The 24,803-nt window shown below is 66.0% G+C and carries 21 protein-coding genes; 6 read left to right on the forward strand and 15 right to left on the reverse strand.

The window, feature by feature from the left end:
- Positions 1–5: 5 nt before the first annotated feature.
- A complete protein-coding gene (locus tag VSR72_RS38780) occupies positions 6–308 on the reverse strand; it encodes an EF-hand domain-containing protein (RefSeq protein ID WP_342957492.1) in 303 nt (100 codons plus the stop codon).
- A gap of 102 nt (positions 309–410) precedes the next feature.
- Complete coding sequence (locus VSR72_RS38785; RefSeq protein WP_342957493.1) at positions 411–1,403, reverse strand: hypothetical protein; 993 nt, start codon at positions 1,401–1,403, stop codon at positions 411–413.
- 332 nt (positions 1,404–1,735) lie between these two features.
- Here VSR72_RS38785 and VSR72_RS38790 point away from each other — a divergent pair, with 332 nt between their 5' ends.
- Together VSR72_RS38790 and VSR72_RS38795 are read left to right on the forward strand one after the other, a co-directional pair.
- Positions 1,736–2,662 (forward strand): sterol desaturase family protein, encoded by a 927-nt coding sequence (locus VSR72_RS38790; protein WP_342957494.1) that lies wholly within the window; start codon positions 1,736–1,738, stop codon positions 2,660–2,662.
- A gap of 107 nt (positions 2,663–2,769) precedes the next feature.
- Complete coding sequence (locus VSR72_RS38795) at positions 2,770–3,480, forward strand: SDR family NAD(P)-dependent oxidoreductase (protein ID WP_342957495.1); 711 nt, start codon at positions 2,770–2,772, stop codon at positions 3,478–3,480.
- Between the two features lie 65 nt (positions 3,481–3,545).
- On the opposite strand, the gene VSR72_RS38800 is transcribed toward VSR72_RS38795, so the two are convergent.
- The 7 genes from VSR72_RS38800 to VSR72_RS38830 form a co-directional block, all read right to left on the reverse strand.
- The gene (locus VSR72_RS38800; protein ID WP_342957496.1) at positions 3,546–3,908 is read right to left on the reverse strand and encodes a hypothetical protein; all 363 of its coding nucleotides are present in this window, start codon (positions 3,906–3,908) and stop codon (positions 3,546–3,548) included.
- Positions 3,909–4,012: 104 nt separating this feature from the next.
- Complete coding sequence (locus tag VSR72_RS38805; RefSeq protein ID WP_342957497.1) at positions 4,013–5,527, reverse strand: PepSY domain-containing protein; 1,515 nt, start codon at positions 5,525–5,527, stop codon at positions 4,013–4,015.
- An 80-nt stretch (positions 5,528–5,607) separates the two neighbouring features.
- The gene (locus VSR72_RS38810) at positions 5,608–8,004 is read right to left on the reverse strand and encodes a TonB-dependent receptor (RefSeq protein ID WP_342957498.1); all 2,397 of its coding nucleotides are present in this window, start codon (positions 8,002–8,004) and stop codon (positions 5,608–5,610) included.
- A gap of 101 nt (positions 8,005–8,105) precedes the next feature.
- Positions 8,106–8,477 carry a DUF2946 domain-containing protein gene (locus VSR72_RS38815; RefSeq protein WP_342957499.1) on the reverse strand — a complete coding sequence of 124 codons (372 nt, stop codon included), beginning with the start codon at positions 8,475–8,477 and terminating at the stop codon, positions 8,106–8,108.
- 183 nt (positions 8,478–8,660) lie between these two features.
- Positions 8,661–11,993: an ATP-binding protein gene (locus VSR72_RS38820; RefSeq protein WP_342957500.1), complete on the reverse strand. Its 3,333-nt coding sequence runs from the start codon at positions 11,991–11,993 to the stop codon at positions 8,661–8,663.
- Complete coding sequence (locus VSR72_RS38825) at positions 11,993–12,655, reverse strand: response regulator transcription factor (protein WP_342957501.1); 663 nt, start codon at positions 12,653–12,655, stop codon at positions 11,993–11,995. The genes VSR72_RS38820 and VSR72_RS38825 overlap by 1 nt, the downstream gene beginning before the upstream one ends.
- Before the next feature lie 170 nt (positions 12,656–12,825).
- On the reverse strand, positions 12,826–13,281 hold the full coding sequence (locus tag VSR72_RS38830) for a hypothetical protein (protein ID WP_342957502.1): 456 nt from the start codon (positions 13,279–13,281) through the stop codon (positions 12,826–12,828).
- 419 nt (positions 13,282–13,700) lie between these two features.
- Here VSR72_RS38830 and VSR72_RS38835 point away from each other — a divergent pair, with 419 nt between their 5' ends.
- A complete protein-coding gene (locus tag VSR72_RS38835; protein WP_342957503.1) occupies positions 13,701–14,291 on the forward strand; it encodes a YSC84-related protein in 591 nt (196 codons plus the stop codon).
- A gap of 45 nt (positions 14,292–14,336) precedes the next feature.
- Positions 14,337–14,774, forward strand: coding sequence for a thioesterase family protein (locus VSR72_RS38840; protein WP_342957504.1), 438 nt, complete (start codon positions 14,337–14,339; stop codon positions 14,772–14,774).
- 14 nt (positions 14,775–14,788) lie between these two features.
- Here VSR72_RS38840 and surE read toward each other — a convergent pair whose 3' ends face one another.
- Positions 14,789–15,577: a 5'/3'-nucleotidase SurE gene (gene surE, locus VSR72_RS38845; RefSeq protein ID WP_342957505.1), complete on the reverse strand. Its 789-nt coding sequence runs from the start codon at positions 15,575–15,577 to the stop codon at positions 14,789–14,791.
- A 170-nt stretch (positions 15,578–15,747) separates the two neighbouring features.
- Between surE and ydiK the strand changes: the two genes are divergently transcribed.
- Together ydiK and VSR72_RS38855 are read left to right on the forward strand one after the other, a co-directional pair.
- Complete coding sequence (ydiK, locus tag VSR72_RS38850; RefSeq protein WP_342957506.1) at positions 15,748–16,845, forward strand: AI-2E family transporter YdiK; 1,098 nt, start codon at positions 15,748–15,750, stop codon at positions 16,843–16,845.
- Positions 16,846–17,043: 198 nt separating this feature from the next.
- Positions 17,044–19,719, forward strand: a complete 2,676-nt coding sequence (locus tag VSR72_RS38855; RefSeq protein ID WP_342957507.1) for an ATP-dependent Clp protease ATP-binding subunit — start codon at positions 17,044–17,046, stop codon at positions 19,717–19,719.
- Positions 19,720–19,751: 32 nt separating this feature from the next.
- Here the strand turns inward: VSR72_RS38855 and VSR72_RS38860 are convergent, their stop codons facing one another.
- The 5 genes from VSR72_RS38860 to VSR72_RS38880 form a co-directional block, all read right to left on the reverse strand.
- Positions 19,752–20,987: a type II toxin-antitoxin system HipA family toxin gene (locus VSR72_RS38860; RefSeq protein ID WP_342957508.1), complete on the reverse strand. Its 1,236-nt coding sequence runs from the start codon at positions 20,985–20,987 to the stop codon at positions 19,752–19,754.
- Positions 20,984–21,349 carry a helix-turn-helix domain-containing protein gene (locus VSR72_RS38865; RefSeq protein WP_342957509.1) on the reverse strand — a complete coding sequence of 122 codons (366 nt, stop codon included), beginning with the start codon at positions 21,347–21,349 and terminating at the stop codon, positions 20,984–20,986. The genes VSR72_RS38860 and VSR72_RS38865 overlap by 4 nt, the downstream gene beginning before the upstream one ends.
- 128 nt (positions 21,350–21,477) lie before the next feature.
- Entirely contained in the window at positions 21,478–23,115 is a 1,638-nt protein-coding gene (locus VSR72_RS38870) for an AMP-binding protein (RefSeq protein ID WP_342957510.1), read from the reverse strand.
- Between the two features lie 52 nt (positions 23,116–23,167).
- Positions 23,168–23,584 carry a RidA family protein gene (locus VSR72_RS38875; RefSeq protein ID WP_342957511.1) on the reverse strand — a complete coding sequence of 139 codons (417 nt, stop codon included), beginning with the start codon at positions 23,582–23,584 and terminating at the stop codon, positions 23,168–23,170.
- A gap of 31 nt (positions 23,585–23,615) precedes the next feature.
- Positions 23,616–24,803 (reverse strand): acyl-CoA dehydrogenase family protein, encoded by a 1,188-nt coding sequence (locus VSR72_RS38880; RefSeq protein WP_342957512.1) that lies wholly within the window; start codon positions 24,801–24,803, stop codon positions 23,616–23,618.

Genomic DNA, 24,803 nt, shown 5'->3' on the forward strand with positions numbered 1-24,803 from the left:
GGCGTTCATTGGGCTGCTGCGCGCGCTCGCATGAAGTCCTCGATCTGCGCGAGGGTGACGAAGCCGGCCTTTTGCGTGTCGATTTCGTCGAAGTGCTGTGCGACCCGCGGCATGCCCGCCTGCGCCTGTTCGCGCGTGAGCTTGCCGTCGTGCGTCGTGTTCGCGGCGGCGAAGCGTTCCTGCACCTGCGCCATCATGCGTTCGACGCGCGCGCTGCCTGAACTGCCTGGCAAGGCCTGAGCCGATGCCGGCACCCAAACCGCTGCTGAAACGATACACAAAACGAGGGCAGCGATCATCTTCTTCATGGTGTTCTCCGTGAGGTGGCCGACGTAGCTTGCCGGCCGGTTGATAAAGCGAATGAAACGTGCGGCTTCGCCTCAAGCGATAGCTAAGCCGCGAGTGATAGTTCAGGCCCAGTGGGCGGGCACCCACACGCGGCCGACCCAGTGGCCGGGAACCCACACGGCGGGGCGCGGCGCGATGTACACGGCGCGCGGCAGCGGCTGGCCTACGTACACGACCTTGGGTGCGGGCGGGGCCACGTAGACGACTTTCGGTGCGACGTAGACGGTCTTCGGTGCGGCAGGCGCGACATAGACCGTCTGCAGTGCGGGTGCCGGCGCGACGACCACCGTCTTCGGGGCGGGCGGCGGCGGGGCGACATACACCGTGGTGCTGGGCGGCGGCGGCGTGACGACGACCGGTGCAGGTACGGGGGCCGGGGCGGCCACGACGGCGACCGTCGTGCCAGTCGTCGCGACCGTGCTTCCGTGTACGACCGTCGTGCTGCCGGTAGTGACCGTGCCACCGTGGATTACGGTCGTGCCGCCGCCCGTCGTCACGACGCCTGTGCCGACGCCCGTGGCGCTGCCTGAGTGGTAGACGCTGCCGCCCTGCGAGCCGTTGACGGTGCCCGAGCGATAGCACGTGCTGCCCGCGCAGGACGTGGACGCCGAGTGCCCGTAGGTGTTGCCGTTGCCCGTCGTGACGGTGCCATTGGACGAGTATTGGCCCGGCGCCGTGCGCGTCACGCTGCCCGAGGTGCTCGCGCTGCGGCCATCCGAGCCGTCGAGCGAGCCGGTGTGCGAGCAGGTGCCGTTGGCGCAGTTCGTGTCGCCAGAATGCTGGACCGAGCGGCCGTTCGGACCGTAAGCCGTGCCGCTGTTGCTGAACTGGCCAGGCGCCGTGCGGGTGACCGAGCCGCTGTTGGTGGCGACGCCGCCCCAGGGACCGGCCACGCCGCCCGCATGCGAACAGGTGCCGCCGCTGCAAGAACCGTAGTGCGCGCCGTTGTACGTACCGTGCGGCGTGTAGGCCGTGCCGTGGCCGGACCAGCCGGCGAAGGCGGGGGCGCTGGCGAAGCCGATGAGCGCGGCGACAACGAGGGGGAGCGTTTTCATCAGAGGTCCTTGCGGTTCGTTTCGGGGGGCACGCTGTGGCGTGTCAGCGGAACGAACTATAGGGCTGTGTCCTGATCAAGTCCCGTCGTAAACCATGTCGCGGTGTTACACGTCGCGAGCCTTCTGCCGCTAGCTGCCCGCACACGCGGCGCGGCGCGCGTAGTTGCGTGTTTCGCGCGCTGGGCGCGTGACATATCCCGACATACTTTGCGCGTGGTTTTTCCCTTTGCGCGCCTCTACAGTGCCCTTCATCCGACGCGACGCCGAGACTTCTGCGGGCAACACGCGTCTTTCTTCACCGCGCAAGACGCGCCTATTGCACACGATCCATCATGCTCACCACCGGAAAACTCGCGCTTTATGTCACGTTGTTCGTCGTTGCCGTCTCGCTGATCGAGGCATGCGTGCTCACCTTCAGCAAGCGCCGCGAAACAAAGGGAGAGGCCCCTTTCGATTGGTCTGAAGTTTGGCTGTCGCTCGCCGACCTCGCGGGCCGCAAACTCTTCGCGCTCCTGCCGCTTTCGCTCGCCACGCCTATCTTCGATTTCGCCTGGGAGCACCGCCTCTTCACGCTGAATATCGACACCATTGCGCTCGTGCTGATGGTCTTCATCGGTCAGGAATTCTGCTATTACTGGTATCACCGCGCGTCGCACCGTATCCGCTTCTTCTGGGCCACGCACGCCGTGCACCATTCGCCGAACCAGTTGACGCTTTCGTCTGCCTACCGGCTCGGGTGGACCGGCAAGCTCACCGGCCCGGCCATGTTCTTCGCGCCACTCGTCTGGCTAGGCGTGCGTCCCGAAGTCGTGCTCGCCATCCTTTCGCTGAACCTGCTCTATCAGTTCTGGCTGCACAACACGTGGATTCCGAAGCTCGGCTGGCTCGAGTACGTTTTCAACACGCCGTCGAATCATCGCGTGCACCATGCTTCGAACGTCGATTACCTCGATGCGAACTATGGCGGAGTCCTGATCGTTTTCGACCGACTGTTCGGCACCTACGTGCAGGAACGCGCCGAAGAGCCGTGCCGTTACGGGCTCGTCACGCCCGTGCGCTCGCGCAATCCGTTCGTCGTCGAACTGGAGCACTGGGCGACGCTCGCACGCGATGTCGTCACCGCGAAGAACATCTGGACCGCCGTGCGCTATGTGTTCCTGCCGCCGGGCTGGCGCGCGGACGGCGGTGGCGAAACCACGGAGAATCTGCGCAAGCAGCGCACGCTTGCCACGGTACGTGCGGACGCCCGACATGGATGATAGAGCGCAGGTTGATGGAAGGCCGCGCCTCGCGTAACGTGGCGCCAGCGGGGCCCGCATCGATCGCGCGGGCCGCATCGAACGCAAGCTAGCGAAGGGAAAAGAGCATGGAAAACGGTTTGAACGGCAAGGTGGTCGCGGTAACGGGCGGTTTCGGCAGCCTCGGTTTGGCGACGGCGCAACTGCTGGCCGAACGCGGCGCTCGTGTGGCGCTGATCGGCCGGGGCGCGGCTCCCGAAGCGGCCGCGCTGCCCGCCGCGCTCGCGGGTGCGCTGTGCATGGGCGGCGTCGACCTCGTCGACGCCCAGGCGGCCCAGGCTGCGTTTGGCACGTTGCAAGAGAAACTGGGCGGGCTCGACGCGCTCGTCAACGTGGCGGGCGCGTTCCGGTGGGAAACCATCGGCGACGGCGACGCGCGCACCTGGGATTTGATGTTCGACCTGAACGTGAAGACGGCGCTCAATGCCTCGAAGGCCGCGCTACCGCATCTCGTGAAGAGCGGCGCGGGGCGGGTGATCAACATCGGCGCGGGCGCGGGGCTCAAGGCGGGGCTCGGCATGGGCGCGTATTCGGCATCGAAGGCGGGCGTCGCGCGTTTGACGGAAGCGCTCGCGGAAGAGCTGAAGGACAAGGGCGTGACGGTGAACGCGATTCTGCCGAGCATCATCGACACGCCGCAAAACCGCGCCGACATGCCGGACGCCGATTTCACGCGCTGGGTGCAGCCGCGAGAGATTGCGACGGTGATCGCGTTTTTGCTAGGCGCGGACGCGCAGGCGGTTACGGGCGCGCTGATTCCCGTGAACGGGCGCGTGTAGGCGCTACAGCGGTGCACAGGGACCGGTTGAAGCGACCGGTCTCGCTGTGAGCGCGCTGTGAATTGTCAATGGCCGTGGCCGCCGCCGGACCCCATGCCACCGCCGCCGCCTTGCCACGTGCCGCCACCGCCGCCGTGCCAGCCACCGCCGTGGCCACCGCCGCCGCCGTGCCATCCGCCCCCATGCCCACCGCCGCCGTGCCAGCCGTGGTGATAGCAGCATCCGCCGCCACCGCCCCAGATGGCTATGCCGCCGTAGCCGCCGCCGAAATAGCCGGGGTAGTAGTCGTAACCGTAGGGGTACGGATAGCCCGAATTGTAGGGGTAGCCGTAGTCATAGCCGTAGTAGCCGGGGTAACCCGGATAAGGCGCGACAGCGCAGCCCGCGAGCACCGCGGCCGCGCCAAGTGCCGAAATTAGCCGCAACACGATGATCTCCGCATATCTACGTTTGAAACCGTTTGGCGCAGCCGGGTTCAGACGCAATTGTGTCCGCAGATTACCGCAGCGCCGTCGACGCGAGATGGCAGCCGCTACGCGCGCCGGAACGCCGCGCGGTCGAACAGCCAGACCGCCACGAGCGTCGCGCCCATCAGCGGAAACACGATGCCGAGCAGCACGAGAGCGGTTTTCCAGGCGCGCAGCGGCGGCGCGGCGCGCTCGCGTGGCGGCGCAGCGAGCGTGCCGGACGCACCCTTCGCGCGTGTGGGCCGGCGCAGCCACCACATCGCGAAGCCGGTCACCGCGAGTGCGCCAAGGCCCAGCGAGATCGCCGCGCAGATCAACTGGTTCGCCAGGCCGAAATACCGGCCCATGTGCAGCGACGTGCCATACGAAATGGCCTGCGAGACTGCGCCGTAATCCTCATAGCGTATGTCCCTGAGCACGGCGCCGCTGTACCGATCGATATACACCGTGCGCTCCGCTTTCGGATCGGGCGGAAAGTTCGAGACCGTGTAGACGCCATCGGGCGTGGCGGGCAGCACGATGTCGTAGCCGTCGAGCACGCCGAGATCACGCATCTGGGCGACCACTTGAGCGAGCGTCCAGTGGCGCGGTGCGCTCGCTGCGGCAGACCCGTCGGGCGAGCGCGGCACGGGAAGCGCGCCGACCGCCCACGGCACGAGCGGCAGCGGCATGTCGTCCATCACCATGCCCGGCATCGACGCCATGTCGTGGCCCGCGTGCTCTCCACCGTGCTCCTGCCGGCCGGCGTGGCTTGCGGGAGGAGGCGCCGCGCTGCCGCTAGCTGCGGCAGGCGCACCCGGCAAGACCGACTTCAGCGCGAGGCCGCCGCCCCACGCGGCGCGCGGCGCGCCGAGGCTCGCACGCGTGGCGAGCGCCTTGAACTGCTTGCCCCACGAGCCGGTCCACGGCAGGCCGCTCAGGACGAACGCAAGCGCGCCCACGGCGAGCCAGATGCCGATGCTCGCGTGCACGCTCTTCCAGAATGGCCGCCCACTTGCGCCGAAGCGCGGCAGCAGCGCGGCGCGCCACGAAGCACCCGCGCGCGGCCACCAGAGCGCTATGCCGGTGGCGATCATCACGAGCGTCCAGCAGGCGGCCAGCTCCACGAGCAACTCGCCGGGCTTGCCGAGCAGGAGCTTGCGATGCAGCATGCGATCGACCTGCATGAAACGGCGATCGACGTCGAGCGTGCCGAGCACGTTGCCGTCATAAGGATTCACGTAGACGCTTTCTTTACGCCCGCCGGGCAGCGCGAAAACGAATTCGGCGCTGCGCGCGGGGTTCGACTCGACGTGCGCACGCAGCGCACGCGCATCCGCAGGCAGCGCGGTTCGCGCGCGGGCCAGCAGCGCATCCACGGGCAGCCGCGGCGTCGCCGCCGGCGCGACCACCAGCCGGTGCGGGTAGAGCAGCGGCTCGATCTGCGGCTGGAAGCAGTAGATCGTGCCCGTGATGGCGAGCACGAGCAACAAGGGCATGACGAAGAGGCCTGCGTAAAAATGCCAGCGCCACAGCGTGCGGTAGCCGGGCTGGACCGCGCGCGCAGGCGGCGCGCTCACCGGGTCGGATATCGTGGACATCGGGTCCTCCTTGTCGAGCCGGCGCGGCTCGACTGCATGAATGGTTCAAACGAAAACGAAGACGCTTGCGAGCGAGCCGCTCACATGCCGAGCTTCGCTTCGAGGTAGTACGTGCGGCCGGGATACGGGTGATAGACGAAGTAGCGGGCGTCGAACAGGTTGTCGACGCCCACGCCTATCTCGCTCTTCTTCGTCGGCCGGAAGGTGTACTTCACGTCGGCGACCGTGTAGGTGCTCGTGCCGCCGAACACGTTCGGGTTCGTGTCCGTGTTGGTGAGCGTGTTGTACTGGCGCCCCGAGTAGCGCGCGGCCAGCGTGAGCGCCGAGCGCGCATCGAAGCGGTAGGTCGCGACGAGATTGGCGCGCCACAGCGGAATGCGATAGAAGTACTTGCCAACGCTCGCCGGGTTCTGCGCGTTCTCCAGAATCTTCGACTGCGTATACGCCACGTTCGCCGCGAGATCGAGCCCGCGCAGCATGACGTCTTCTCCCTGGTAGCTTGTTTCCACGCCGCGCGAGCGCACCTTGCCGATGTTCTGGAAGTTCGTGACGTTCGGAATGACCGTCGTATCGGTCTGGCTGAAGATCGTGTTTTTTACGTCGTCCTGAAAGAGCGTCAAGCGAAAGAGGCCGTTCCAATGCGCCCATTCAGCGCTCAGTTCTTTCGAGAGATCGTCTTCGGGCCGCAGGTTCGGATTGTTGTTGACGATGGACGAGCCGTTCACCTGCCCCTGGAACAACTCGCTCACAGTCGGGAAGCGGTAGGCGCGCGCAATCGATGCACGCAGCGTGAGGTCGTCGGTCACGTCGTACGAGAGCGAGGCTTTCGGCGAGAAGTGATGATCGCCCACGTTCGCGTAAGGCACGTTCACGCCGCCGAGTGCCTGATAGCCGTCGTATGCGCGCCAGTTTTCGTAGCGCACGCCGTACACGAGCTTCCAGCGCGGCAGGAAGCGCCAGGCGTCCTGTGCGTAGACCGCCTGGGTTTCGGTCTTGCCCGCGAATGCATTGGCGAAGCTTTCCCCGCCGCCGTCGCGCCACGCGAGCGTGTTGTACGTGCGGTTGTCGAGCGCGTAGTCGTCGTAGTGATAGCCGAACGTGAGCCAGTGCGCGGCGAGGCCGGCTTCGGGCGTGGCGGGCGTCCACGTCGCCTTGAGGTCGAGGGTCTTCCAGCCGGTGCCGTCGCCCAGCGTCATGACGCCGGGGCCGTTGCCAGGTCCGCCCGCATTCGCTGTGCGCGCCACGCTGTTGCTTACGTCGTAGTACGAAGCGATGGCTTCCGCGTTCCAGCCCGTTGCCTGATGCGTGCGCAGCGACGCGCCATACAGCCAGTTTTCGCTCCAGCCGCGGCTCGGTGCGAACGCTGCGGCGGGTACGGTGTATTCGTAGCCGTTGATCGACACTTTTCCGCTGTACACGGGGTTGCCATTCGCGTCGTAAAGAAAGGTCGATGTAGCGTTGTTGTAGGTCTGGTGCCAATAGCCGAGCGTCACGCCGCCTTGCACGGTGGGCGTGAAGTCGTACTGCATGCGCAGCTTGAACTGGTCCTGCACCGTGTGCTGCATGCCTTCGCCGTTCACGCCGAGCACGACCGTCGGCGTGTTCGTCTGATTGTTGTAGAAATACGCGCCATGCACGGGCGTGTCGCCCGGTTGGGCGGGTTTCGTCGACTGCGCGAGCGTGGCGAATTGCAGCGGCTGGCTCGTGTTCTCCAGGTGGTTCACGCCGAGCAAATACGAGAACTTGCCGATACGGTCGCCGATCGAAGCGCTCGTCTCGCTGCCGTTGAAGTTCTGGTTCACGCCGTAAAGGCTGAAATGCTGGGTGAACGCTTTAACGTCCGCGTTTGCTTCGAACTGCTTCGGCATGCGCGTGGTGATGAGCACGGTCGCACCGAGCGAGTTGCCGGGATAGAGCGCGGAATACGGCCCATAGATCACATCCACTTGCTGGATCTGGTCGGGGAACACCATCGACCAGCGTGGCGGAAAACTGTAACTGTTGCCGAGCAGGTTGGAGAGCAGCAGACCGTCGGCATAGACGAGGCCGCGCGCGCTTTGCGTGTTGCTCGTGCCGCGCACGGCGATGATCGAATTCAGATCGCCCACGTAGCGCTTGCGCACGGCGAGATTCGGCAGGTACTTGAGCACGTCCTCGGTATTGACGACGTTCCAGTTTCCGAATTGCGCAGGCGTGACGGTTTCCACCGTCGCGGGCAGGTTGGGGTCGACGGCGGGCGTCGCGGTGCCGCGTGCGGTGGCGCTGACCGTGACGGTTGGCAGCGTCGCGGCCGGGTTGGCATCGGGCGTTTGCGCCTCGGCGGCAAGGGCTGCGTGAACGGCGATGGGCGCAATAAGAGGCAGCGGCAAGACGCGCGGCAACATGGCGAGCGCGAAGCGCCCGGCGTATTGCCGCGCGCGCGGCGTTGCACGTTCGCGCGAGCGAACGCCAGCGCCACGCGTGGCGAGCGTGGACATGAAAGGTCTTCCTGAAAGCGGGAATCGAGCGGCCGCGCGCGCCGAGCGTGCTCGTTGCGCACGCAATCAGATCGCGATCGGCCGGACGGTAACGGCGTAACTCAGGAAAGGACGGGTGGGGCGCGCGGTCTGCCCGAAGGGAAGGCGCCTAAGGGGAGGTCGTGCGTGACGGGCGGCGCGATCGTCTCGCGCGCGAGAACGAGGGCGGCCAGCGGCTCGGGCGCGGCGATCGAAGGCATCGCCACTTGATGTTCGAGCAGATGGCAGTAGCCGCATGCGCCGAATGCATCGTCGTGCGAAAGATGCGGCGCGCCACTGGCCCCGGCCGGCTGGATGGCCGAGCAGAGCGTGGCGTCCGGCTCATGCGCGTGCTGCGCGGCGACGAGTTGGCTCACGAGCGGCGCAAGCACGATGAGCCACATGGCGACGAGGCCAAGCCATGCGGTCAGCAGTGAATGCTTGCGTGAATTCATGAGAATGAGAATGATTGCGCGGCGGAGTCTAACACGGCATTTCGCGTTTGGGCACGCAGGCGCGCCACCCTGAGGGTGGCAATAAGCGCGGCGCGATGTTCTGCAGGCGCACGCACCACTGCCGCAGCGCGGTAGTGCATCGAGTTGCGCGGCGTCACGTGGCGGTGCGCACCCCACTCACGCTCACACAGCGTCGCGGTGCGCGGCGAGCGCGCGCAGCGCTTCGAGCTCTTCGACGACGGCCGCCGACAGATCGCTCACATCGTCGGTCCATTCACCTGTCTCGCGCAGTGTCGCGCGCAATTCGAGGCAGGCTTCGTTGAGCATTGACGGACCTAGCACCGCAAGGCCGCCCGACACGCGATGTGCCCATTCGCGCAAGCGTTTGAAGTCGCGCCTCTGCGAGATGTCCGCGTATTCGGCGATGTCGCGCCCGGCCTGTTCGACGAAGAGGTCGGCGAGCGCGGGCATGAGGGCCGGGAAGCGGGGCAGCTCATCATCTGCCATTGGTTCGGCATCCTCTGCAACTGTCTCGGTGGGCGCTTCAGCCGTTCGAACTTCCTGCCCCGCGTGGATTTGCGTGGTCACGGAGGCCAGCACGCGGGCAAGCTCCGCGAGGGCGAGCGGCTTGGTGAGGTAATCCGAGAAGCCCAGTGCACGCCCCTGGGCGATCTGTTCGGGTAGCGCGTCGGCGCTCACTGCGTAGATCGGCAGAAGCGGGAACTTCGCGCGCGCCGCCTGGAGCAGCGCGTTGCCGTTCATGCCCGGCATGTTCAGGTCGGTCAGCACGAGATCCACGTCATGTTCGTCGAGCCGGGCGAGCGCTTCTTCGCCATTTTTCGCCTCGACCACGCTTGCGCCGAGCGTACGCAACTGGTCGCGCAACAGGCCGCGATTGAGCAGATTGTCTTCGGCGATCAGAACATTCAGGGCTGCAAAATGTTCGACGTTGTCGGGTATGCCGGCGGGGCGCGGCGCTTCACCGGCCAACGCCGCGCCGCGCCCTTGCAACTGTGTCGCCGCGCGGATGGCGCTCAGGCTGTACAAGCTCACTTCGACCGCGCCGCCCGCGAGTTCGAGCGGTACGAGCGGGCCGTCCTGGCGCAGCCACACGATTTTCGTGCCGGTAGGCCAGAGCCGTGCAACGTCTTCGCGAGTGAACTCGTCGGTCACGAGCAGGTAGTCGAACGCGCCCTCGTGCGTCGGCTCATCGAGGCTCAGGAAGGTTGGCGTGCTCGCGCGCGCGTCGAACAGATTGGCGAGCCACTCGTGGTTCTCGGGCGCCCGGCACAACATGGCGGGATGCGCGTCGGGCAGCGTCCATGCTTCGCCTGCCGTGGCTTCGCCCTCGGGGCGCAGTGGCAGCGTGACCGTGACGCGCGTGCCCACCCCGAGCGTGCTGTCGAGCGCGACGCGCCCGCGCATCAGCTCGGTCAGGCGCGCACAGATGGAAAGCCCGAGGCCGGTGCCGCGCGCCTGCGTGAGCTTCTGGGCGTCGCCTTGCGTGAACGGCTGGAACAGGTGCGGCTTGAGGTCTTCAGGAATGCCGCCGCCCGAGTCGCTCACGCTGATCTCCAGCGCGCTTTCGCGCCAGCGCGCGCGTAGCACGATCTTGCCGGAGCGAGTGAACTTGAACGCGTTGCTGAGCAGGTTGTTGACGATCTGCGCGAGCCGCACGGCGTCGAAGTGAAGCTGGTCCGGAATGCCGCGGTCCATCACGAGATAGAACGGCAGATGCTGACGCACGGCGAGCGGGGCATGGGCGAGCGCGATACGCACGAGCAGGCCGGCGATCGAGCCGGGCGCTTCGACGAGCTTCATCTGGCCGACGTCGATCTTCGAAAAGTCGAGCACGTCGCTCACGATCTGCAGCAGTTCGGCCGCCGAAATCTGCATGGCCTGCACGCGCGCACCTTGTTCCGGCGCGAGCGGGCCGCGCGCGACCAGTTCGATATTGCCGACGAGCGAGCCTAGCGGCGTGCGGATCTCGTGGCTCATGGCCGCGAAGAAGCTCACTTTCGCACGCGCGGCTTCGTCGCTCAGGCGCTTCGCTTCGCGCAGCAGCCGCTCCACCTCGTAGTGCTTCGACATGTCGGCGACCGCGCAGAACAACACGTCTTCGTGGTTCATGGTGGCGCTCGCATAGGTGATGGCGAGATGCAGGCCTTCCTCGCCGGTGCGCTCGAGCGAGTAAGGCAGCTCGTACACCGGGGTCTTCTCGCCGTGGGTCGCGGCTTCGGGCCACGGAGAGTGCTTTTCGAATTCCGCGCACAGGGCGCTCGGCAGACGCGTTGCGTGCTCGTCGAGGCCGAGCACGTTGCGCACGATCTGGTTCGCCACGACGATCTCGAAGTTGCTGCGCCTGACGATGCACAGCCCGACCGGCGTGGCATGAACGAGCAGGTGATTGAGCAACTCGCCTTCGAGCGCGCGGGTCGCCTCGTCGTAGGTGCGGGCGAGCACCCGGCGGTTCCAGTAGCGCGAGAGCGCGAGGAGCATGGCGACGAGGGCGGCCGTGAGCGCGAGGATGACGAGGACCGGCGTGCTGATCAGGTCAAAGAGATTGCTCCATGAGATCGCCATCATGTAGTGGCCGAAGTCGCGCGCGAGCGGCGGCTCGCGCAGCACGAAGCCAAAGCTCGGCAGCATATGGAAGCTGCCGGGAGTCAGCGATGCGACCACGCGGTCGAGATACTGTGCGCCCGCAGGCGAAAGCGGGCCCGCGAGCATGGCGCCGTCGACGTTGAACAGGGTGGGCTCGATTGCGGGCGCATGGTCCGCGCCGGAGCGGCCGAACGTGTCGAGATTCACACTGGAGATCGCGAATGCGTAGGGTTTGCCGTCCAGAGACACCGTCAGCGCGCCGAGCACGAGATTGGGCGCGAAGCCGAGCGCCGGCGGCGGCCGGAACCAGATGACCTTGATCGCGTTGGCCACGGCGACGATGTTCTGGCCACGGGCCACGATGCGCAGGTGCACGGTGTCGGCCAGCAAGCGCGCGGCGTCGGCGGGCGGCAACGGCGTGCCTCCTGGCGCGAGACTGTGGCCGTACGCGGCGCTGCCGTCGATACGCATCAGCATGATCGGCACATCGGTCGAAACGGTCGAGACCGCAGCGACGAATCGGTCGCACACTGTACTCAAATCCGGTGCGCCCGGCAGACCTTCGAAGGTCGGCGCGCAGCGCGCCGCCGCCGCGGCGTTCACCTGAGCCGCGAACGGGGAAGCGTTGTCGAGCACGAGGAGCACAGCGGTCGTGCCGATCATCGCGAACTGCCGCTCGATGCGCGTGTTCGCCTGTGCGCTCCGGTTTGCGGCTTCGAGGGCCTGCGTGCGCAGCGTGGCGAACCCGACACTGCCGATCGCGATCGCCGCCATGCACAGCGCCGCGAAAATCAGCAGGCCGGTGAGCATGGCGAAGACGCGCCGCTCGCGTTTCAGATTGCGCTCCAGCGCCTTGAGCGCCTCGTAGGGCGAGGCTTGCGTCGAGGCGTCCAGGCGTCGCGAGCGTGGCATCACGCGAATCCGTGCTCGCCGGCGTAACGGATCAGATCGGCATTCGATTCGAGATGGAGCTTGCGCATGGCCGCACGCTTTTGTGTGGCGACGGTGGTCACCGAGCGGTTCAGCCGCTTCGAGATTTCGGTGACGCTCAGGCCGAGTGCGAAGAGCCGCACGACTTCGAGTTCGCGCGGCGACAGCGGCTGGTTGCGCTGAAACTCGTCGGCGGTCGACCCTTCCTTGGCGAGACGTTCGGCAATCCGCGCGGAAAGCGCCGTGCCCGGTTCCACGAGCGCGCGCCGGCAGACTTCGCCGAGCGCCGGAATCGGCTCATCCTTGCCGATGAGCCCGGCCACGCCGAGTTGCGCAAGCTGGTGCAGGATGCCGCCATTGGTGACCATCGTGAACACGATCACCGGCGTGTCGGGAAAGAGCCGCCGCAAGCGGCTCACGAGGCGCAGGCCGTCTTCGTCTTCGACGTCGCCCTGCATCGAGAAGTCGGTGATGATCAGCTCGCACTCGGTGTCGCGCAAGGCGTCGATGAGCCCCGCGCCGGTAGTGGCTTTTGCGACCACCCTGAAGCCCGGCATGCCGTCGAGGTAATCGCTGATCGCTGTCAGCACGACCGGATGGTCGTCGGCCACCACGATCCGCACATCTTGCGTTGCATTCGTCATGGTCGTGAGCGTGTCGCCTGAAGTCGGATGAGCCGGAGGGCGAGACCCACAGAGCCCAGATTCAGCGCGCGCGTTGCTCTGTCGTGGTCTGAGTCATTATAAGTCAGGGATTACTGATCGTTATCGGAGTTTGCCTACACGTAATGTGCGTTGATTTGACGGTGCGGGACTCAGTTGGTCGCTCGGGCGGTTTCCTTGTCTGGGTTGCCTGCGTTGCAGTGTGCGTGAAAGCACGACACCGTGAATCGCGTGCGCGCGCCATCGGTCCCGGCGCAGTGCTGGCTGCAGGTGCGCGTGGTCATCTGCACGAAACGCTGCGGCACCAGGCGTACCGTGCCGTGGGAGGCCATGGCGCGCAGCGCTGCCGGCTGGCGCGAGGCGACTCGCGCGCTGCTGGCCGCGTAGAAGACGAGTGAGCAGAGGCTCATCGCCCCGGCGAGCGCGCCCGCCGCGGTCAGCAGCCAGACGGCGCCGACCGGGGCCTGGCAGAGCAGGAACAGCATGGCGACGAAGCCCACGTAGAGCGGTGGCAGCAGATAGACGCCGGCGCCGCTCAGGCGGTCGCAGACGCGCGTGAGCGTGGGCCTGTGCGGTTGGGTCGATCGGTCTGGCGTGCTGGGGTACATGGCGAATCTCTTCCGGGGATGAGCCGTGACGCGGCTGGGTGGGCAGTCGCAGCCTGCGCCTCGACATGTCCACCATGTTGCGACCGGGGTCGGCCTGGCGATATCGAAGGAATTCGAAAAGCGGGAGAAGAAGCGGGAGAAGAAGCGGCAGAAGAAGCAGCAGAAGAAGCGGGACGATGCTGCGTTGCACCGAAACCCCCGCGGGTGGGGATTTCCTTACATCTCTATGAGAACTCGATGCCCGATGCATGGTCCTATACCCCCAAGGATGAGCGGTCATGGCCGCCGCAGCCGGGCACAATGCCGGTTTTCCCCGGCGACGGCCATGCGCGCTATCCTGTAGCGCTTTGCGCGCGGTCCGACTGTCCACGATCGGCCGGCGCGAGCAATCGAAGCCCCATTTGCACAGGAACTCCCTAATGCGCCGACGTCAATTTCTCCTCAGCTCCAGCGCCGCGCTCGCCGCCAGCGGCCTTGCGCTCACCGGCTGCACGACAACGCCGCTCGGCGGGCAGGACAGCGCCTCGCAGAACACGGCGAAGCGCAATTCGATCGACGCCGGCGTCGACGCCACGCTCGCCCGCCTTTTCAGCACGGTGAGCGGGTCGCAGGAACTGATCTCGAAGTCGAGCGGCGTGCTCGTCTTTCCGCAGGTCCTTTCGGCGGGCTTCTGGTTCGGCGGGCAGTACGGCACCGGCGCGCTGCGCGTGGATGGACGCACGACCGGCTACTACAGCACCATTGCGGGCTCGTTCGGCCTGCAGATCGGCGCGCAGTCGAAGGCGATCATCTTCGCGTTCATGAACCCGGTGGCGCTCAACGATTTCACGAGCAGCCAGGGCTGGTCGGCAGGCGCGGACGCCACGGTGGCGGTCGTCACCGTGGGCGCGAACGGCAACGTCGATACCTCGACTGCGACGAGCCCCGTGGAAGCGTTCGTGTTGACCAATGCGGGTCTCATGGCAGGGGTGTCGGTCGAAGGCGTGAAGGTGTCTCGGCTCGTGATTTGACGCTGGCGCGGGCAGTGACGAGCAGGCATGAAAGGAGACACACGCATGGCGACGCCCACGTACCGCCGCAAACACAAGATTCACTTCTCGGAATGCGATCCTGCCGGCATCGTGTTTTATCCGCAGTATTTCGTCCTCTTCAACGATCTGGTCGAGTCGTGGATCGACGAGTTGTTGCCGCAGGAGGGCTATCACGGCGTAATAGGCGGGCGGCGCGTGGGTATGCCGACCGTGCGGCTCGAAGTGGATTTCAAGGCGGTGAGCAAGATGGGCGACGAGGTTTGGCTCTCGCTCGACGTCGAACGCCTGGGCGGGGCCTCGCTTACGCTCGCGTGGGCCTGCACGGGCGTGGACGGCGTGCTGCGCATGGCGGCACGCCAGACCATCGTGACCACCTCGCTCGACACTCACAAGTCGATTGGCATTCCTGATGACATTCGCGACGCGATCGCGCGGGCGATGACGGCCCCCGCGCGCGAATAATCACAGAGCCATGTTCAGGCGGCAGCGCCGAGCGCCGTCTCCAGCGTGGCGAAGGTCTTTTCGTCGGTGCGGTCGAAATGCAGCGGCGTGACCGAAACGCGGCCGGAGTTCACCACGGCCGTTTCGCTGTCGGGCCCGTTTTCGCGCGGGCCGCGATTGAAGCGCAGCCAGTGGTAATCCATGCCGCGCGGGTCGATCTGCGGCACGACGTCGATGCCCTGCACGAGTCCCACGCCCTGGCGCGTGACCGTGAGCGGGCCGGCGGCGCTCGCGTCGATATCGGGAAAATTCACGTTCAGGCAGACGGGCGCATCGTGCGCCACGGCGGCGAGCCGGCGAATCACGTCCGGTGCGAGTGCGCGTGCGGTGTCCCAGCGCACTCGCTCGCGGTCGCGGAAGGTCTGGCTCAAGGCGATGGACGGCAGGCCGAGCAAAAGGCCCGTCATCGCAGCGCCCACCGTGCCCGAGAACATCGTCTCGACGCCGAGGTTGCCGCCGCGGTTGATGCCCGAGAGCACGAGCGAGGGGCGCACATCGCCCATGAGCTGGCGCACCGCCATCACCACGCAATCGCCGGGCGTGCCGAGCACGCCGAAGCGCCGCTCGCCGCGCCGGGAGACGCGCAGCGGCGTATGCAGGCTGATCGAGTGCGAGGTGCCGCTCTGGTCGTGTTCGGGCGCGACCACCCAGACTTCATGCGCGAGTTCGGCGGCCACGGCTTCGAGCACGGCGAGGCCGGGCGCGTCGATGCCGTCGTCGTTGGTGAGAAGCACGCAGGGCAGTTTCGTATCGGTTGCGGACATGGCTGGCTCTTCTTCGTTGCAGGGTCGGGGAAAACCTGGAAAGGGCCATTATTCCAGAGTGGTGCGTTCCGGGCGGGCCGCTGCGACACTTTCAAAAGGGATTCGTAGCGTATCCGATATAGACTAGCGCGTCGGCGCCATGAGGCGCGCCCTGCTGTGAGGAGAAGTAAGTGAAGCCGCAAGCCACGCCGGACCTTGCCCGCATCCTGTTCGTTGTCGCCATACTCTGCGCTCTGACGATCGGCACGCTCTACGTCATGCGCCCGTTCCTGCCCGGACTGATCTGGGCCACGACCATCGTCGTCGCGACCTGGCCCGCCATGAAGGCCATCGAGCGGCGCTGCGGCAACCGCCGCTGGCTCGCCACGCTCGTCATGCTGCTGATCCTGCTGGTCGTGATCGTCCTGCCGCTCTATGAAGCCATCTCGACGCTCGCGTTGCACGGCAGCGAGATCATGGACCTGATCCGCAAGCTGCCCGACTATGCGTTGACGGCGCCGCCGCAATGGGTCAGCGACATTCCGGTGGTCGGCTCTCGCATTACCAGCAAGTGGAAGGAGTTCTCCGACGCTGGCCCTGGCGGCCTGCTTGCGCAGCTCGAGCCGTACGCCACGATCGTGGCGCACTGGTTGATCGGCCATGCCGCTTCGGTGGGCGTGTTCGTCATGCACATGTTCATCACTGTCATCATCACGGGCATTCTCTACAGCAATGGCGAACATGCTGCCGACTACGTCACGCGGTTCGCCGTTCGACTCACGCCGGTCTATGGCGAGCAGGCCGTCAAGCTCGCGGGCGCTTCGGTTCGCGCGGTGGCGCTGGGCATCGTCGTCACGGCGATCCTGCAGTCGGCGCTCGGCGGCATCGGCCTGTGGGTGGCTGGGGTGCCGGGTGCGGGCGTGCTCACGGCCGTCATGCTCATGCTCTGTCTCGCGCAGATCGGCCCGACGCTGCCGTTGCTCGGCGGTGTGATCTGGCTGTTCGTGCACGACGCGCATATCACGGCCATCCTGCTCGCAGTGTGGTCCGTGATGGTCGCCATGCTCGACAATCTCGTGCGTCCGGTGCTGATTCGCCGCGGCGTCAATCTGCCGATGCTGCTGATTCTCTCCGGCGTGCTCGGCGGCTTGTTCGCCTTCGGCATCGTCGGGCTCTTCATCGGGCCGGTGATCCTCGCCGTTTCGTCCACCTTGCTGAGCGCGTGGATACGCGACCCGGCGGCGCAATCGCGCGATGCGTCCAACCCGGCTGCCAGCCAGGACATTTGACGCGGCGCAGGCCACTTAATCGATTAGCAAACGTCTCCTTGACGACGCGCAGTTCGAATCGACGCTACGATGACGTCTGAACTTCGCTTCGGCATTCGTTAGAGCATTCATGCGGCGCTCGCGTGGGCATGCCTCGTGCCACTCCTGGTCTCGGGCAGCGTATGCGCGCGTGCCGCGCACGGCTTCCAAGGAGACGAAATGGCTCAGTTCAACTGCGATATCTGCGGCGTGCGCCCCGCGACGGTGCGGGTCGCCGTGTTGCAGGACGGCAGGCGGCGTTTTCTCGATGTCTGCGACTATCACTACGCGCAACTCACGCGGCATCAGCGCACCCTGAGCCCGCTGGAGGCGCTGTTTCGCGCCTCGCAGCAGGCGGACGGCGCAGGCGACGCCAGCGACCCGGCCGCCGAACCTGCGCCACAAGCGATGGAAGCGGGCGACGGCGCCATCGTCGAGCGTTATTTCAGCGACGTGGCGCGTGAATTGCTCCAGCGCGCGGCGGAGCGAGCCGTGCAGTTCGGGCGGCGCGAGGTCGACACGGAGCATCTGCTTTACGAACTCGCGGGCAACGACGCTGGCGCGGCGATCCTCAAGCGTCTCGGCATTCAGCCCGACGACGTGCGCGCGTTTATCGACGCCAATGCACAGAAGAGCGAAGGCGCAGGCGCGCCCGAGGACGGCCGCATCGGCGTCTCGCCGCGCCTGAAGGGCGCGCTCGACCGCGCATTTCTCGTCTCGCGCGAACTGGGCCACAGCTACGTCGCGCCCGAGCATCTGCTGTTCGGCCTCACGCAGGTGCCGGAAAGTTTTGCGGGCCATCTGCTGGGCCGCTACGGCGTCACGCCCCAGAAGGTGTTGCAGCGGCTCGTCGAGGCTCAAGGCGACAAACGCGAGCGGCCGGCCGCGAAAGGCCCGAGCGCGACGCCGCAACTCGATCAGTACAGCCGCGATCTCACCGCGCTCGCGAGCGAGGGCAAGCTCGATCCCGTGATCGGCCGTTCGAGCGAGATCGAGACCGTGGTGGAAGTGCTCGCGCGCCGGCGCAAGAACAACCCGGTGCTGATCGGCGAACCGGGCGTGGGCAAGACGGCGATTGCCGAAGGCCTCGCCCAGCGTATGCTCAACGGCGACGTGCCCGAATCGCTGCGCGGGCGGCGACTCGTCGAGCTGAACGTCAACGCGCTGATTGCGGGCGCGAAGTACCGCGGCGAATTCGAAGAGCGCGTGAAAGGCGTGATGGAGGAAATCTCGGCGCAGCGCGAGAGCCTCGTGCTTTTCATCGACGAAGTGCACATGATCGTCGGTGCGGGTCAGGGCGGCGGCGAAGGCGGCCTCGACATCGCCAACGTCTTCAAGCCGGCCATGGCACGCGGCGAACTGAACCTCATTGGCGCGACCACGCTTTCGGAATACCAGAAGTACATCGAAAAAGACGCGGCGCTTGAGCGGCGCTTTCAGCCCGTGTTCGTTTCCGAGCCGAGCGTCGATCAGACGATCAACATTCTGCGCGGCCTGCGCGACAAGCTCGAGGTGCATCACCACGTCACCATCCGCGACGACGCGCTCGTTTCGGCGGCCGAGCTATCGGACCGCTATGTGATGGGGCGCTTCCTGCCCGACAAGGCCATCGACCTTGTCGACCAGGCGGCGGCGCGCGTGCATCTTTCGGCCACCTCGCGGCCCGCCGCGATCCTCGAACTCGAGGCGGAACTGGCGCAGTTGCGGCGCGAGCAGGACTACGCGGCGACGCGCAAGAACTTCGAGCGCGCGCACACGCTGGACGAGCCGATCGCCGACAAGGAAAAGGCGCTCGCGCAAGCCACCAATGACTGGAAAGGGCAGCTTGGCACCGTGACTTCCGATGTGACGAGCGAAGATGTCGCGGAGATCGTTTCGAAGCTGACTGGCGTGCCGGTCACGCAGTTGACCGCCGAAGAGCGCACGCGCCTGCTCGAAATGGAAAAGCGGCTGCACGAGCGCGTGATCGGCCAGGAGCAGGCCATCGTTGCGGTCAGCGACGCGGTGCGCCGCTCGCGCGCCGGGCTGCGGCGCGGCCGGCGTCCCACGGCGGTTTTTCTGTTCCTCGGGCCGACGGGCGTCGGCAAGACGGAGCTTGCGAAGGCGCTGGCCGAAGTGGTGTTCGGCGACGAGGACGCCATCGTGCGCATCGACATGAGCGAGTTCATGGAGCGCCATGCGGTGTCGCGGTTGATCGGCTCGCCGCCGGGCTATGTGGGCCATGACGAAGGCGGCCAGTTGACCGAGAAGGTGCGCCGCCGGCCCTATTGCGTGATCCTGCTCGACGAGATCGAAAAGGCGCACTCCGATGTCTACAACGTGCTGCTGCAGGTGTTCGACGACGGACGCCTCACCGACGGCAAGGGTCGCGTCGTCGACTTCAGCAATACGGTCGTGATCGCGACGAGCAATCTCGGCTCCGACGTGGTCTCGGGGCAGAAGCGCTCGGGACCCGGTTTCCTCACGAGCGCCGAAGGGTCGATGCAGAGCGCCGTGATGGGCGAGTTGCGCCAGCATTTCCGGCCGGAATTTCTGAATCGCATCGACGAAATCATCATGTTCCAGCCGCTCACCAGCGACGAACTGCGCTCGATCGTGCGGCTGCAGCTCGAACAGGTCCGGCGCATGGCGCGCAGCCAGGACATCGACCTGACGTTCGACGACAGCGTGATCGACTATCTGGCCTCGGATGGGTATCGGCCGGAATTCGGCGCGCGCGAGTTGAAGCGCAAGATGCAGCAGGCGGTGGAGAACGAACTGGCGAAGGAAATGCTCAAGGGCGGCGTGAAAGAGGGCGCCAAAGTTGTGTGCCGTTACGACGCGGCGGCTCAACGCATGGCGTTCGCGCTGCAGTAGGCGGGCAAAGGTCGATGCCAGTGCTCGCGCGCCTAGCGCACCAGCTTCGGGCGCGAGACGGGTTTGACGCCCGGCCGTTCGACGGCGCGGCGGATCTTTGCCAGCAGATCGCCTTCGTGGAATCGCCGGTCGTCTGCAAAGCGTTCGGCGACTGTGAGATAAGCGTCGTGCAGGCGGCCCATGATCTCCTCGCTCTCGGACTGCCGCAGGTCGAGCCGCCGGGCGAAGGCATGGAGTTCCGCCGGCAGCGGGAACGTCTTGCTGCGGTTGAGGCTCAACGCCATGCGCCCGTCGAGATCCGGATAGATGTCGGTGCAGACCACGTCGAACACTGGAGCGAGACGGCGCGCTCCGGTCGGATCGATATAGAGGATTCCCAGGTTCTTCATGTGGGCATCACCGTCGCGCAACAGACACGAGAGGGCGATGCGCTCGAAAAGGCGGCGTTTCTGCGCCGGGTCCGAACGCGTATAGATGTCCACGGCCTTGGCGATCATCTCGTAGCTGCCCTCGTACTTGGCCTTGCCGGTAAGCACGCTCATGTCCTCGAATCCGAGTGGCGTGCCATTCGCCTCGCGGTCGAAGCGCGACATCACGAAGAGTTTGCCGTCGTCGGAAAGCCAGAAGTCGGGGACTTCGAGCGCGGCCTCCTTCGCCACCGACATGCAGAAGTATTCGTTGCGCGCGAGGCCGGGAAAGTCATCGCCTTCGGCCTTCACGATCACGGTGTGCAGGGGCAGCGCCGTATGCTCAGCAGGGCGCGAGGCAGCTTCCGCGGCGAGCGGAACGACAGCCTTGGGCTGCACGCCTGAGATACCCGAGCCGAGCGCGTAGCGGTCGATCAGGCGCTCGAACAGTTGGCCCGAGGGCGACGAAAGCAGTTCATCCAGACGCTCGCCGTCGCTCTCCGGCACGCGCTCGCCGGGCACGGAATACGTGAGCCGCCCGATTTGATTGGTGCCGGCAAGAAAGAGCAGAAACATGTCGCTCGGCGCGCCGTAACGCGCGAGCCGTTCCTCGATGACGAAGCGCAGGTAGCCCTCTGGCCGGTTCATCGCGAAGATGCCCATCAGGTCGCCGCTCGCATAACTCTGGCGTCGCACTGGCATGGTGAGCGAAACGGCGGTCATGTCCGGCACGTCGCCGTAATTGAAGACGAAGCGGCTTTCGCGCGCGAGCAAACCGCTTACGCCCTGCGGCGTATGGACTTCCAGATTGCGGATTTCGCGCAGGAGCCGCTCGAGGTCGAATGAGGCATTGGCAGTCATTCGTCGTCCCTGAATATGTCGTTCAGGTCCTCGAGGATGACGGTGTCCATGGGGCGAAGCACGACTTCGTAGCCGAGCGCGTTCACGAGACGGCAGAGTTCGCGTATGCCGACGTTGCCCGCGTGTTCCGCGTTCGTGACGGTGCGGCGGGCGACGCCCGCCTGCTCCGCCAGAGCCTGCTGGGTCAGCTTGCGCTCACGGCGCGTCGCGCGCAGGCCTTCTGACAGGCGCTCGACGTTGGAAATCGAGGGGGTTGCGGTTTTTTTGCGCATCATGGTGCGCATTATAGGTGGTGATAGAACATTTTGCGCATAATTCTGCGCATCGAGATGGCGAGGACCTTTGCGTTTAGAAATGCGCATGATTTTGCGCATATTTACCAATTTAGTGATAATTGCGCAAAATTATGCGCGTATCCTTCGATGGACACCGGCCTGCAGTCGTTAGAAATTAAACGGTTTACGTGGTATTTCTTTCTTTTCGCGATGCCTCACATCGACCGCAATGCCGAGCGCTTGAGCTTGCCGGTCTCGGTGCGCGGCAGTGCATCGATAAAGGCGATCAAGCGCGGATATTTGTACGCCGCCACGGCGCTTTTCACGAAATTCTGCAACTCGGCCACCAGGGCGTCGCCCGCGCTGAAGCCGGGGTGCAAGACGACGAACGCCTTCACCACCTGGCCACGCAGTTCGTCGGGAACGCCCGTTACGCCGCACTCGGCCACGGCGGGGTGTTGCATGAGCACCGTCTCGACTTCGGGGCCGGCGATGTTGTAGCCCGACGAAACGATCATGTCGTCGGAGCGGGCCTGGTAGAACACATAGCCGTCGGCGTCGATGGAAACGGCGTCGCCGGGCAGGTTCCAGCCGCCGCGCACGAACACGCTCTGGCGGTCGTCCGCGAGGTAGCGGCAGCCGGTCGGGCCGCGCACGGCGAGATTGGCCGTCACGCCGGGGGGCACGGGCTGCAGGTCATTGTCCAGCGCCTGCACGACGTAGCCCGGCACCGCTCGCCCGATCGAGCCAGGGCGCACATCGGCGCCTGCGGATGAGACGAAGATATGAATCAGTTCGGTGCCGCCAATGCCGTCGATCATCTCGATGCCCGTCGCGTCGCGCCACAGGTCGCGCGTGGCCTGTGGCAGCGCCTCGCCGGCGGATACCGTCTTGCGCAGGCTGCCAAGGTCGTACTGTGGGACGAGCGCCGCCATCTGCCGGTAGAACGTGGGCGCGGTGAAGACGATCGTCGCGTGAAAACGCTGGATCGTATCGAGCAGCAGCGCCGGCGTGAGCTTTTCGATCAACACCGTCGAAGCACCCACGCGCAGCGGAAAACACAGCAGGCCGCCAAGCCCGAACGTGAACGCGAGCGGCGGCGTGCCGCAGAAGACGTCTTCGGCGGTGGGCCTCAGGATGTGGCGCGGGAACAAATCGCACATGGCGATCACGTCGCGGTGAAAGTGCATGCAGCCCTTGGGCATGCCCGTCGTGCCGCTCGTGAAGGCGATCAGGCAGACGTCGTCGCTGGCCGTGTCGCAGGCCGTGAAGTCGGCGGGCTTGCTTGCCGCGAGCGCTTCCAGCGTGCCCGGTGATTCGTCGTGGAAGTAGCAAACCTGCTTGATGCCTTTGCAAAAGAATTCGTCGGCGGGATCCATGCAGCGCGCGAGTTCTTCGGTGAGCCGCACGTCGCACAACGCCGCGCAAACCTGTGCCTTGTCGGCGATCTGTTTGAGCTCCTTGGCGCGCAGCAGCGGCATGGTGGGAATCACCACGAGTCCGGCCTTCAGCGACGCGAGGAACGCGACCGCCATCTGCAACGTGTTCGGTCCGCGCAACAGGACGCGGTTTCCCGGCAGCAGTCCCATGTCTTCAACCAGCACGCGGGCGCTGCGATTGACGAGCGCAAGCAGCTCGGCGTACGTGGTCGCTTGCGGTTTGCCGTCGATATCCGACCAGATGGCCGGGCGCTCGCCGTGCCCGGCCTCGATTGCGCGGTCCAGCAGCTCGACCGCGCAATTCATGCGGGTGGGGTAGGCGACGTCGGGGTTGTCGAGCAGCATGTCGGGCCACTGCGACTCGGGCGGCAGATGATCGCGTGCGAACGTATCGACATGGGCGGTGGGTTGCATGGCGTCTCCGGCTGTCTGTTTGAGCTGATCGTTCCGTTGCGTGGGCAGCGGTCTATGCGCGCGTGAGACGTGCGTCGTCGGGAATCACGGCTGTCGCCTCGATTTCCACTTTTGCATCGTCTTCCATGAGCGCAACCACCTGCACCGCGCTCATCGCGATGTCGTAGTCTCCGATCAGCTCTCGAAACGCGGCGCCAATCTCCTTCAGCGATGCCAGGTACTCCTTCTTGTCGGTGACGTACCAGGTCATGCGCACGAGATGCTCGGGCTTGCCGCCCGCGGTTTCGAGCACGGCGACGATATTGCGCAGCGCCTGCACGGCCTGCGCGCCGAATTCGCGGCTCGTGAAGCGCGCGTTCGCATCCCAGCCGATCTGGCCGGCGATATAGACCTGCGTGCCGCGCGCGGCGACGCCGTTGGCATAGCCGCGCGGCTTGACCCAGCCTGCGGGAAGAAGGGCTTGTTTCATATGTCGTCCGGCTCCATTGAAAAGCGCTCGCTTACGCTGCGTTGTATGCCTTGAGCAAGTCGCGCCCGACGATAAGTTGTTGCACTTCCGTCGCGCCTTCGTAAATGCGCAGAGAGCGAATCTCGCGGTAGAGCGACTCGACGATATTGCCGCTTTGCACGCCCATGCCGCCCCAAAGCTGCACGGCCGCGTCGATCACCTGCTGCGCGCCTTCGCTCGCGTGCCATTTCGCCATGGCCGCTTCGCGCGTGACGCTCTCGCCCTGGTCGCGCAGCCACGCCGCGCGATAGACGAGCAGGGCGCTGCTGTCGATGGTGAGCGCCATTTGCGCGAGCTTTGCCTGGGTCAACTGAAAATCGCCGAGCGTCTGGCCGAACATCTTGCGCGAAGCGGCGCGTGCGAGGCCTTCGGCCATCGCGCGGCGCGCGAAGCCGAGCGATGCCGCGGCGACCGACGTGCGGAAAATATCGAGCGTGCGCATGGCGATCTTGAAGCCCTCGCCGGGGGCGCCGAGCATCTGGCTGCGCTTCACGCGCGCGCCGGCGAAGCGCAGTCGCGCGAGCGGATGCGGCGCGATTACGTCGATGCGTTCGGCGATTTCGAGCCCGGGTGTATCGGCGTCGACCACGAACGCGCTGATGCCGCGTGCGCCCGGCGCTTCGCCGGTGCGGGCGAACACCACGTAGAAGTCGGCGATGCCGCCGTTCGAGATCCACGTTTTTTCGCCATCGAGCACGTAGTCGTCGCCCTCGGCGCGTGCGGCGAGCGCCATCGCGGCAACGTCGGAGCCGGCTTCCGGCTCGGAGAGTGCGAACGCGGCGATCGCTTCGCCACGCGCCACGCGCGGCAGATAGCGCGACTTCTGCGCGTCGTTGCCAGCCAGCGAGATGGCGCCGGAGCCCAGGCCCTGCATGGCGAGCGCGAAGTCGGCGAGGCCCGAATGCTTCGCGAGCGTTTCTCGCAGCAGACAAACGGCGCGTGTGTCGATGGTGTCGCCGTGGCCGCCGTAAGCGGTGCCGCCCACGCCGTAGCGCAGCCAGCCGGCTTCACCCAGCTTGCGCACGAGCGCGCGGCAGGTTGCATCGACATCGTCGTGCGGCACGTGCGCGAGATGCTCGCGCGCCCAAGTTTCGATTCCCGCGGCGAGCGCGCGATGGCGATCTTCGAAGAACGGCCACGCGAGCGCGTCGTGGAGGTTGGTTTCAACGGCAGCGTTCAA

Origin of the sequence: Paraburkholderia sp. JHI869, assembly GCF_038900775.1 — a bacterium.
Taxonomy (GTDB): Bacteria; Pseudomonadota; Gammaproteobacteria; order Burkholderiales; family Burkholderiaceae; genus Paraburkholderia.